This is a genomic window from Anaerotruncus sp. DFI.9.16 (assembly GCF_024461615.1).
Lineage (GTDB): Bacteria > Bacillota > Clostridia > Oscillospirales > Ruminococcaceae > Anaerotruncus > Anaerotruncus massiliensis.
Genome location: NZ_JANFZX010000074.1, coordinates 1 through 11,083 on the forward strand (window position 1 = coordinate 1; position 11,083 = coordinate 11,083).

Consider the following 11,083-nt stretch of genomic DNA (forward strand, 5'->3'; position numbering starts at 1 on the left):
CCCTAAGGGGGCGGTGGAGCCCCCTTAGGCGGACTTTTGGTTCCTTTTCGTCCGTTCGAAAAGGAACTCGTGGCGCGCGGCGGAACGCGCAAGTGATTCTTGCCGCCCACGGGCGGCAATTCCCGTCTAAGCTCCGCCGGGCGCAGCGCGGCAAATTGAAAACCGCCGCCGGGGCGGGTCCCGGCAAGCTCCGCCGCTCCCCGAGCGGCAAACCAAAGAAATCCCCGCCGCTGCGAGCGGCAAAAAAGGAGTCAACCAAATGCTGCTATCACTGGACAACGTCAGCAAGATCTTTGCCGACAGGATCATCTTTATGGGGGTGTCCCTCAAGGTGGAAGAGGGGGACCGGATCGGTCTTGTCGGCGCGAACGGGGCGGGGAAATCGACCCTGCTGAATGTGCTGAATGGAGATATGAGCCCGGACGAGGGGGAGCGCGCGGTCAAAAGCGGGCTGACCCTCGGTTTTCTGCGCCAGAACAGCGGCGTGGACAGCGCGAACACGATCTACGAGGAGATGCGTTCGGTGTTCCGTCCGCTGCTGGACGCGCAGGCGCGCATCAAAGAGCTGGCGGCCGCCATGGAGCGGCATGCCAACCACGGCACGGAGGAATATGCCGGCCTGTCGGCGGAATACGGCCGGCTGCTGGCCTATTTTGAAGCGAACGACGGCTACAACATCGGCGTGAAGATCAAGACGGTGTTAAACGGCATGGGGTTCGCGGACCGGGAGATGGACACCGTCTGCGGGACGCTGTCGGGCGGGGAAAAGACCCGCCTCGCGCTCGCCAAGCTCCTGCTCACCGAGCCGGGGCTGCTCATGCTCGACGAGCCGACCAACCATCTGGATTTCCCGACCCTCCAATGGCTGGAGGACTATTTGCAGGAATACAAGGGCGCGCTCGTCGTCGTGTCGCACGACCGCTATTTCTTAGATAAAATCTGCTCGAAGATGTGGGAGGTCGCCAACCTGCATGTGACCGCCTACAAGGGCAACTACACCAAATACATGCACACGCGGGAGGCGCTCTACGAGCGGCAGCTCAAGGAATATGAGATGCAGCGGCAGAACGTCGCCAAGCTGACCGATTACATCGCGCGCAACAAGGTGCGCGCGACGACCGCGGCGATGGCCAAGAGCCGCGAAAAGATGCTCGAGCGGATGGAGCCGGTCAAAAAGCCGCCCGCGCCGCTGCTGCCGGTGAAGATGGCCTTCCGGTACGAGCAGGAGCCGGTCAAGGACGTGCTCCATGCCGAGGGGCTGACGCTGCGCGCGGGGGAGGACGGCAAGATCCTCTGCGCGGGGGCGGATTTCGATCTGCTCAAGGGGCAGAAGGTGGCGCTCGTGGGCGCGAACGGGGTGGGGAAGTCCACCTTTTTGAAGGCGCTGCTCGGGAAGCTCCGCCCCGAGACGGGGAGCGTGCGCTGGGGCCGCAACACGAAGGTCTCCTACTTCGAGCAGGAGCAGCTCGACCTGCACCCGCAGAAAACGGTGATCGGGGAGCTGTGGGACCGCTTCCCCGCGACCTATGAGCAGGACCTGCGCAACGTGCTGGGCGGGCTGCGGTTCACGGGGGAATCGATCTACAAGCAGGTGGGGATGCTGTCGGGCGGAGAAAAGGCGCGGCTCAAATTCGCCATCATGATGTACGAGGGCGGCAACGTCCTGCTGCTCGACGAACCGACCAACCACCTCGACCTCGCGACCAAGGAGGTGCTCGACCGGGCGCTGATGGAATACGAGGGGACGATTCTGGCCGTCTCGCACGACCGGTACCTGCTTTCGCGGATGCCCGACCACATCGTCGAGATGACCCCGCAGGGGTTCGTCTGGTACGAGGGCGGCTATGAGAGCTACCGGGCGAAGCGCCGGGAGGCCCAGCCGGAACGGCCGGTGCGGGAGGAGAAGCCCAAAACGGAAAACGCCTTCCACCGCACCAAAAAGCAGCGCGCCGAACAGGTGGCGCGCAAAAAGCGGCTGTGCGAGGTGGAGCAGGAGATCTCCGATCTCGAGCTCGCGGTCGACACGGCGCAGGAACAGCTCGGGGACCCGGAGGTGTCGAGCGATTACCAGCGGGTGAGCGGGCTTTGCGCGCAGATCGAGGAAAACCGCGCGACGCTCGCCGCGCTGATGGAGGAATGGGCGGAGCTCTCCGAGCTCTGCGCGGAAACGGAGGGGCGCCAATGATCGCGCAGAAGCTGGCCGGGCAGGTGGGGGTCATGTTCCTGCTCATGGCGATCGGTGTCTTTATCCGGAAAAAGGGGATCGTTTCGGTCGAGTCGGCGCGGCAGTTTTCCAACTTCGCCCTCTTCATCATCACCCCCTCGCTGCTCGTCAATGTCTTCCAGCGGGATTTCCACCCCGAAATGGCCGCCTCCATCGCGGTGTCGGCCCTGCTTGTCGCGGTTTTCCACCTCCTGGCCGCGCTGCTCACCAGGCCGCTCTTCCCCCACCGGGGGGACGGCGACGACCGCAGCGCCGTCGCCCGGCTGGGCGCGATCAGCTCCAACTGCGGCTTCATGGGCATCCCGCTCATGACCGCCGCGATGGGGGAGGACAGCATGATCTTCGCCGCCATCTACATCGGCATTTTCAATATCTACATCTGGTCGCACGGCGTCATGCTCCTGCGGCGGGACGGCCGGATCCGCTGGAAGGAGATCCTGCTTTCTCCCGGCGTGCTCGGCGCGTCGCTCGGCGTTTTGCTCTATCTTTTGCAGATCCGCCTGCCCGGGCTCCTGCTCGACACCCTCGGCTTCCTCTCGGGCATGAACACCCCGCTGCCGATGGTCATCACCGGCGTTCTCATCGCCGACCTCGCGGTGGGGGAGACCCTCCGGGACCTGCGCCTCTATTTCACCGCGTTTGTGCGGCTGGTCGGCCTGCCGCTCGTCATGCTCGGGCTCATGCTGCTCGCGCGGGTGCCGGGCTGGTTCGACGGCGCGCCCACCGTCGTGCTCGCCATGGTCATCTCGGTGAGCTGCCCGGTGGCGATCTCCACCGTCATGATGCCCACCCGCTTCGGCGGGGACGCGCAGTACGGCGCCAAGCTCGTCGCGCTGTCGACGCTGCTTTCGATCTTTACCATCCCGGCCGTCGCCTCGCTCGCACAGTGGGCGATGGCCCAGGGGAACTTTTGAAAAAGTTCCCCCGGACCCCCTCAAAACGCTTCATTCAGGCCGGCCGCGGCGGCCCGCCGCGCGCGCGGTCCGTGAGACAAAGTTTTCGCCCGCCCGCGCAAAGTTTTCGCCGCCACTTGCCCTGCGGGCAAATGGTGACCCCATCCGGGCCGTCGCTTCGCGACACCTTTTTCAAAAGGCGGCGGGGTCAAGGGGCGGAGCCCCTTGCCGCGCTTCGCACACCGAGCCGCAGCGAGGCGCTTCGGAGGCCAACCGCCCGAAGGGCGGCTCTTAGGCCGGAGATCAAGCGGCAGCTTGATCCTGAGAAGCGCATTTTTCGGGTGAATTGCCGCCGCGGGCGGCAAGAGGGGCCTTTTTGCAAGAGAAAAAGGCCCCTTTCAACAGAAGGAAGGAATTTACGTGAAAGAAAATAAATATGACGACGATTTATTTTTCCAAAAATACGGCGAGATGTTCCGCTCGCAGAAGGGGCTCGACGGGGCGGGGGAGTGGCCCGCGCTGCAAAAGCTGCTGCCCAATTTCGCGGGCAGGCGGGTGCTTGACCTCGGCTGCGGCTACGGCTGGCACTGCATCTGGGCGGCGGAGCACGGCGCGGCCGAGGTGGTCGGCACCGACATCTCGCACAGGATGCTCGAGGTGGCGCGGGAAAAGACCGATTCCCCCGCCGTGCGCTACGAGTGCGCCGCGATGGAGGACCTCGACTATCCGGAGGGCGCGTTCGACATTGTCCTCAGCTCGCTGGCCTTCCACTATATCGCGGACTGGCCGGCGCTCGTCAAAAAAATCCGCCGCTGGCTTACGCCGGGCGGGGACTTCGTCTTTTCGGTGGAGCACCCGGTCTTCACCGCGCAGGGCACGCAGGACTGGTACTACGGCCCGGACGGGGAGATCCTGCACTTCCCGGTGGACAACTACTATTACGAGGGCAGGCGGGAGGCGGTCTTCCTCGGCGAAAAGGTGACCAAATACCACCGCACCCTGACGACCTATGTGAACACCCTGCTGGAGGAGGGCTTTTCGGTGCGGCGGCTGGTGGAGCCGCAGCCGCCCGAAAACATGCTCGGCCTGCCGGGCATGAAGGACGAGATGCGCCGCCCGATGATGCTGCTCGTCTCCGCGCGGCGGGACTGAGCGGCCGGAAGATTTCCTTTCCGAAGGGGAAAACCGATGCAGTGATTTCCAGTTGTGTGAACACTGTATGTGTGAAACCTCACCGAAGAAAGGGCGATCAAGATGAAAAAATTATTGGCGGCAATCCTCGCGGCCGTGACGATTTTATCCCTCGCGGCCCCGGCGCTCGCCGCGGGCCCCGCGGCCGGCTCGCAGTCGTATGCGATCTACAAGGTCACCGGCAACCCGGTCAACGGGGACGGCAGGCAGTTCAACGCGAACGACACCGTCTCTCCCGGGCAGACGATCTACTACGCGCTGCCCGAGACGATGGCGGCGTGGGTGGACAGTGCGTCCAACTTCCGCCTCTCCACCCGCAAGACCTCGAACGGCAAGCTGATCAAATCGATCAAGCTGGTCGAAAAGAAGCTGACCGGCACGTCGGGCGCTTCGACCGTCTACATCCCCAACCAGCAGGACCCGACCGGCAAGGACTACGCCGCCTACAAGACGAGCGAGCGCCGCGCCTACCTGGCGGTCGAGCTGGCGGACACGGCGGTCCCGGAGGAGGTGAAGGTCCAGTTCACCGCGACCTTCACGGCGAAAAAGCCGGTCGTCCTCTGCTACGGCAAGCGCAAGGTCTCCGAGGGGGAGTTCGAAAAGGTGCAGACGGTCAACGACAACGGCACCACGGTGAACACCCTCAAATACCTGCGGTTCTTCGACGGTAAGCAGAACGACAAGCTCACCCTGACCGGGAACCTCTATGTGGCCAATCCGCAGGAGGAGGGGGACGCGACGGTCGAGGTCGGCTCCAAGGGCGTGACGATCAAGCCGGAGCGCAACAGCGTCAACGAGATCTCCTTTGAAGGGGCGGACACGGTCGCGACCCTCACCTTCCGCGCGAACAACAACCCCCGCAAATTCCTGGCGCGCCTGACCACGAGCTGGCCGACCGCCGCGCTCTCCAACAAGTTCCGCAACACCGACGCGGTCATCCGCAAATTCTCCCCCGCGACGATCGACGCGACCAGCCGCGCCACCCTCTCGCTCAACAACCCCTTCGCCTACGACGAGGTGGACCCCGAGGACGTCTACATCTACACGGCGGACAGCAAGGGCAACCTCAAGGACATCACCCGCACCGTCTACTACAATTCGGACGAGGACGCCTTTGAGCTCCAGACCCGGACGCTGACCACCTACATCCTCTCGGACAAACGGGTCAGGACAACGACCAAATAACGCGAGGCGGATCAAGGCCCCCCAAACGGAAACCCGTTTGGGGGGCCTTTTGCGTCGGGGGGCGTGCGTCGCGGGCCGCGCTAGGCGTTCTCCGCCGGGGCCCTGGCGGGGGCGGTGATCACCCGGATGGCGCGGGGGCAGTTGGCGATGCGCACCTGCCGGGCGGTGCCGCCGAACTCGCCGTCGAGGGTCCAGGGGACCTTCTCCTCTGCGCGCACGGTGAGGCGGGTGGTGCGGAAGGCGGTGACGAATTCCGAGTCGTACTCCTGGCGCAGCACGGCGCCGATGAGGGCCTGCGCCTCGAGCGCGGATTTGGGGTTGCGCAGGAAGACCGCCTCGAGCAGGCCGTCGTTCATCGAGATGTTCGCGCCCGCCCGGAGCTTGAAGCCGCCGACCGAGGTGGCGTTGGTGACCATGCCGAAGAGGAATTCGCCCTCGACCGTCTCGCCGTCGTGGGTGACGGACATGCGGTAGGCCTTGACGGCGGGCAGCCGCAAAATGGCCTCGAGGAAATAGGCGGCGCGGCCGAGCAGGTTTTTCGACTGCTGGGGGGTCTGGTAGGAGACGTCGGTAAAGGCGCCGAACGCCGCGATGTAGCTGAAATAGCGGTCGCCGAACGCGCCCACGTCGCAGAGGAAGGGCTCGCCGGAAAGGATCGTCGCGGCGGCCTCGTGCATGTTCTTCGAGATGCCGAGGCTCGAGGCGAAGTCGTTGACCGTGCCGGCGGGGATGTAGCCGACGGGCGGCCGCCCCTCCGGGAGGCAGCGCATCAGGCCGGTGATCGTCTCGTTGAGGGTGCCGTCGCCGCCCGAGCAGACGATCAGCCCGTATTGGCCGGCGCGGCGGGGGAGCAGGTCGGCGATCTCCAGCCGCCGCTGGGTGGTGTGCACCGTGACCTCCCAGCCGCCGCGCACAAACAGGTCGATGAGGTCGAGCGCCTTGCCCTTAATCTCCGCCTTGCCCGCGTGGGGGTTGATGAGAAAGAGCATCCGCCGGTTGTCCATATGGCCGCCTCCTTTTGCGGGAATCAAATCCACCCCTATTATACCCAAAACACGCGCGCGGTTCAACCGGGCGGGCAAGCGGGCCTACCAATCCCGCCCCGGATATGGTAAAATAAAAAAGACTGTATAGACCAATATCGACAAGATTCGACATCGGAGGGACGGACATGGGTGAGCAGCTGACGTTTGGGGAACTGTGGCGGACGGCGCGCTGGCGCTGGCGGGCGCTGCTGGCCGCCTTTCTCGCCTGCGGGGTGGCCGGGTACGCGCTGTTCGCCCTGCTGCCCGGGCGGTACACCGCCCGGGCGCTCGTCTACGTCTCCTCCTCGCGGGAGGTGGGCGCGGGGGAGCTCTCCGCCGCGCAGAAGCTCGCGGACACCTGCGCCCTGCTGCTCTCGGGCGACGAGGCGGTCTCCGGCGCGGCGGCGCGGTGCGGCCTCGCGGGGACTCCCGACGAGCTGCGGCGGGGGGTGTCGGTCACGGCGCTCGGCGGGACCGGCGTGGTGCGGATCGAGGCGTCCGCCCCCTCCGCCGAAGAGGCGGCGGCCTTCGCCAACGCCCTCGCGGAGGACGCCCCCGGCCTTCTCGCCGAGGTGGTGGGCGGCGGCAGCGCGGTGACCGCCGCGCCCGCGCGCCTGCCCTCCCGGCCGGACGGGCCCCCCGCGGCGGCCTGCGCGGGAATCGCGGCCCTCTGCGGCGCGGCGATGACGCTGCTCGTCCTCTGCGCGCGGGGGGAACCCGGCGGTCCGCCGCTCGTCCATGGGCTGGCGGGGGAGGGCGCGGCCCGTCTGCGGGAATACGCGGGCGGGGAGCGCCGCCTCGCGGTGCTGGGGCCGGGGGAACTGCGCGTCGCCTGCGCGCTCGCCGGGGAGGACGCGCGGGTGCTGCTGCTGGCCGGCTCGGAGAGGGACGGCCTGTCGGAGCTGCTCTCCGGGCGGTGCGACCCGCCCGACCTGCTGGCGCGGGGGCCGGTGCCCGGGGTGGACCTGCTGCCGGTGGGGGAGGGGCCCGCCGCCCCGCCGCCGGAGGCGCTCTCCGCCCTGCTGCTCTGGGCGGAGACGCGGTACGGGCGGGTGCTTTTCCCGGTCGCAAAGGCGGGGGAGGCCGCGATGCTGTCGGCCGGGCTTGTGGTGACGGCGGAGAGCGCCCGGGAGGCCCGCAGAGCGCTGCGCGGGGCAAAAAAGGCGGGCGCGCGGGCGGTCTGCGGGGTGGTCTGGGCGGACGGGCAGAGAAAACAAAAATGATTTCAAAACATTTATGAAAATTATTTTGAAAATATATTGCAAAACTTCCCGCATTGTGTTATCCTAAAGCCGGAAGGAAACCCACAACAGCCGACGGTCTTTAGAAAGGGGCTTTGCAATATGGCGAACATGGAGGGCTTCCGCGCGGCGGACATGCGTGAGAGCAACGAGAAACTGGTCAAACGGTTCCTGATGGAATATGGCGAATGCACCAAGATGGACATCGCGGGCGGGCTGGGGCTCAGCCATCCGACGGTCGCCAAGGTGCTGGCGGACATGGCCGCGCGGGGGGAGGCAGAGAGCGCGGGCAAGGAGGATTCCCTCGGCGGGCGCAGCGGGGAAAAGTACCGCCTCAACTACGACCACACCCACGTGCTGGCGATCATCCTGACGATGGACCGGCTCCAGTACCGGGTGGTCAACCTCGCGCGCAGGACGAAGGAGGAGGGGAGCCTGCCCGTCGAGGGGCAGACCCACATCGCGCGGATGGCGGAGCTGGTCAGCGACGTGCGCGGGCGGTTTCCGAACATCCGGCTGATCGAGCTGGGCATGTCGGGCACCGTGCTCGACGGACGGCTGCTCTACATCTCCCAGGCGGACTTTTACCTCGTGGGGAGCGACGTGGCGGGCGAGCTTGAAAAGCGCTGCCAGCTCCCGGTCGAGGCGGTCAACGACGTGAACGCGATGGCGTTCGGCTTTTTCCGGCGGCATATCGAGGTGTCGCTCAAAAACGACAGCATGGCCTACCTCTTCCAGAACCGCACCGGCCCCGGCTCGGGGATCATCGTGGACGGTAAGATCGTCAACGGCTTCTCGGGCTTCGCTGGCGAGGTCGCCAACGTCTGGCCGCCGCAGGAGAGCCTGACCGACCAGATCAAAAGCCAGGTGGCGGCGATCATCTCGGTCGTCAACCCCCGCTTCCTCGTGATCAGCCACGACCGGCAGATCCCCGTCGACCGCGAGGCGGTCCGGGCGTTCGTGCGGGAGCGGTTCCCGGCCCACTCGGTGCCGCGCTTCCACTTCACGCAGGAGTACCCCACGGGCAGCATGCCCGAGCTGCACTTCACCACCGAGTTCGAGGAAAACTACATGGAGGGCCTCACCGAGCTGGCCATCGACGGCGTTTTCCCCGGCTGACGGCGGACAAAAAACAGGCCGCGTATCGTGCGATACGCGGCCTGTTTTGGATTTTTCGCGGTCAGGGGAGGGATTCGAGCGCCTCCGCCAGCTCGTCGAGCGTGGGGAGCTTCTCCCCGGGCTCCCGGTCGAGGAGGCTTTCCGCGCCGGGGGTTCCGGGGGAGAGGGAGTTGACGTAACGGACCGTTTCGGGGTCAAGCCCCGCCACGGTGAGCCGGAGGGTGCAGGAGGCGTTGCCCTCGAGCACCAGCGCGCCGAGCCCCGCCTGGAGGGAGAGGGAAACCTCCTCCGCCTCCGTCTCCTTTTTCGTCTCGGCCAGCGTGGTCACGCTCCCGTCGGGGGCCCGGTAGGAGAGCCTGACCGCCCGGCTCGCGCCGGTGATCCGGCAGGAGACGGACACGCCGGCGTCCTCCTTCATGTCAAGGTAGAGGACCGCCGCCTGCCCGTGCACCTTTGAATCGCGCGTGACCACGCCGATCCCCCCGTCGGTCACGGCGGAGGTGACGCTCCCGCCGGTGATTTCCCCGAACGCAGCGGCGGTCTCGTCCTTCCAGGGGACCTCCTGGTTGGGCTGGGGCGTCGAGATCCTCAGGTGGGCGCAGGAGGTCAGGGAGAGCGCGGCAATGAGGGCCGCGGCCAAAAGCAGAGTGGCGCGTTTCATCGGAAAGCCTCCAATTCTGTGGCGCGGGGTGGTTGGGTTCAATCACACGCGGGGAAGGGTCAACCCTGCGGGAAGAGGGAGGAGAAATCCCCCATGTCGAGGTCGTCCGCGTACTGGTCGGCCTGGGTCTTGGAGGTCAGCGCAATGAGGTAGCCCGCGGGAAGCCGCCCGGCATACCGGCTTTCAAGCGCCTCGAGCGCCGCCTGATCCGCACGGAGGACGCCCGCCCACTTTTTTCCGGCGGCGGTCAGCTCGCCGATCGGGCCCATGACGTCCTTGAACGCGCCGAACGGGTTGTCTTCCCCGTAGGTGGCGCCCTCGAGCGCGGCCAGCTCTCTGGCCGGCCTCATCACGTCCTCGACGCAGAGATAGACGTCGCCGATCATCTCGGTCTCCGCCGCCATCAGCTCCTCCAGCTCCGCGCCCGAGAAGCCGAGCGCCGTGAGCGCCTCCCGCGCGTTATCCAGAAGGGCGTCCCGCGCGGCGGCGGCCTCGGCCTTGAACGCGTCCTCAGAGAGCTCCCCCTTCAGGTAGCGGCCGGTCGGGCCGTCGACAAACTCCATCGCGATCCGGTTGGCCTCGGCGACATAGCCGTCGTCCCCCGGCGCGGCAGAAGCCGCGCCCGCTTCGGAGGCGGCTTCCCCTGCGCCGAAGAGGCTCCCGGAAGCCGCTCCGTCCTCCGCGGGTCCGGCGGCCGCGCCAGCATCGCTTCTTGCATTTCCGCTTGCCGCAGAGCCGCCCGCATGGAGCGGGAGGAACATGCAGGAGGTGAGCGTCAGCGCGGCGAAGAGAACCGCCGCCGCGGTTGCAAAAACACGTTTCATCAAGATACCTCCGCTTGTGTTATGTGTGTTATTCTATCAATACAATAATACAGCAGAGGGCGGGGAATGTCAACCTTTTCTCCTGCGGAGGACCTAAAACTTTCCAAGGGGCTGCCGGGGCCTGCCCCGAACCCCTTGGGTTCTCCGCCCGGGAGGCGGAGGGCCTGTCGGCAGTCGGCCGACGGCGGTTTTAGATTCGCCGCTCATGAAGCGGTGCGGTTTGTCGGTGGTCGACCGACAGCGAGTTCCTTTCTTGCTCGCCCAAGAAAGGAACCAAAGAAGGGCGCGAGGGGCTTAGGCGGCCTGCCCGGGCATAGATGCGCTCCTCGCCTGCGGCGAGCGCCGCAGAGCGGCGACGCGCATTCAAAGAGGGCCACAGGCCCCCTTTGGATTCCCCGTAGGGAGTCGCCATGCGACCCGGCCTAAAGGACCGGAATCTTGAGAGGATGCCTTCGGCGGATGCCCGGAGCGCGCTACGCGCGACGGCCGCTCGCGGGCGCTCCGCCCCGCGGCCCCGGCTTGAGTCCGCTTCGCGGACCCGGCCTTGCGGGCCGGATTCTCTATAAGGATGGCCTGCGGCCAAATCCCCTGCGACCCCGCGCCGCCTCCGGTTGGCCTGCGGCCAAAGCCGGCGGCGCCCGGTTCACGGATCAGCGGACGAGCCGACAGCATCCCGCCCGCCGCCGCGCCGCGGGCGCAATGCCTCTGCCGGCGAGCCTC

General features: G+C 66.4%; 9 protein-coding genes. 6 read left to right on the plus strand and 3 right to left on the minus strand.

Features of this window, described 5'->3' with window-relative positions; translation table 11 throughout:
- Nucleotides 1–259 precede the first annotated feature (259 nt).
- The 4 genes from NE609_RS15725 to NE609_RS15740 all read left to right on the plus strand — a co-directional run bounded on the left by NE609_RS15725 (nucleotide 260) and on the right by NE609_RS15740 (nucleotide 5,493).
- Nucleotides 260–2,185 carry an ABC-F family ATP-binding cassette domain-containing protein gene (locus NE609_RS15725; protein WP_305144936.1) on the plus strand — a complete coding sequence of 642 codons (1,926 nt, stop codon included), beginning with the start codon at nucleotides 260–262 and terminating at the stop codon, nucleotides 2,183–2,185.
- Nucleotides 2,182–3,138 (plus strand): AEC family transporter, encoded by a 957-nt coding sequence (locus tag NE609_RS15730; RefSeq protein ID WP_256153057.1) that lies wholly within the window; start codon nucleotides 2,182–2,184, stop codon nucleotides 3,136–3,138. The genes NE609_RS15725 and NE609_RS15730 overlap by 4 nt, the downstream gene beginning before the upstream one ends.
- 399 nt (nucleotides 3,139–3,537) lie before the next feature.
- On the plus strand, nucleotides 3,538–4,269 hold the full coding sequence (locus tag NE609_RS15735; RefSeq protein ID WP_256153058.1) for a class I SAM-dependent methyltransferase: 732 nt from the start codon (nucleotides 3,538–3,540) through the stop codon (nucleotides 4,267–4,269).
- Nucleotides 4,270–4,371: 102 nt separating this feature from the next.
- A complete protein-coding gene (locus NE609_RS15740; protein WP_256153059.1) occupies nucleotides 4,372–5,493 on the plus strand; it encodes a hypothetical protein in 1,122 nt (373 codons plus the stop codon).
- Between the two features lie 80 nt (nucleotides 5,494–5,573).
- Here the strand turns inward: NE609_RS15740 and NE609_RS15745 are convergent, their stop codons facing one another.
- Entirely contained in the window at nucleotides 5,574–6,497 is a 924-nt protein-coding gene (locus tag NE609_RS15745) for a diacylglycerol kinase family protein (protein ID WP_121587676.1), read from the minus strand.
- Nucleotides 6,498–6,664: 167 nt separating this feature from the next.
- Here NE609_RS15745 and NE609_RS15750 point away from each other — a divergent pair, with 167 nt between their 5' ends.
- Together NE609_RS15750 and NE609_RS15755 are read left to right on the plus strand one after the other, a co-directional pair.
- On the plus strand, nucleotides 6,665–7,741 hold the full coding sequence (locus NE609_RS15750) for a hypothetical protein (protein ID WP_256153060.1): 1,077 nt from the start codon (nucleotides 6,665–6,667) through the stop codon (nucleotides 7,739–7,741).
- 120 nt (nucleotides 7,742–7,861) lie between these two features.
- Nucleotides 7,862–8,878, plus strand: coding sequence for an ROK family protein (locus NE609_RS15755; RefSeq protein WP_256153061.1), 1,017 nt, complete (start codon nucleotides 7,862–7,864; stop codon nucleotides 8,876–8,878).
- Nucleotides 8,879–8,939: 61 nt separating this feature from the next.
- Here the strand turns inward: NE609_RS15755 and NE609_RS15760 are convergent, their stop codons facing one another.
- The gene (locus tag NE609_RS15760; RefSeq protein ID WP_256153062.1) at nucleotides 8,940–9,539 is read right to left on the minus strand and encodes a hypothetical protein; all 600 of its coding nucleotides are present in this window, start codon (nucleotides 9,537–9,539) and stop codon (nucleotides 8,940–8,942) included.
- Nucleotides 9,540–9,598: 59 nt separating this feature from the next.
- On the minus strand, nucleotides 9,599–10,363 hold the full coding sequence (locus NE609_RS15765) for a hypothetical protein (protein WP_256153063.1): 765 nt from the start codon (nucleotides 10,361–10,363) through the stop codon (nucleotides 9,599–9,601).
- Nucleotides 10,364–11,083 lie beyond the last annotated feature (720 nt).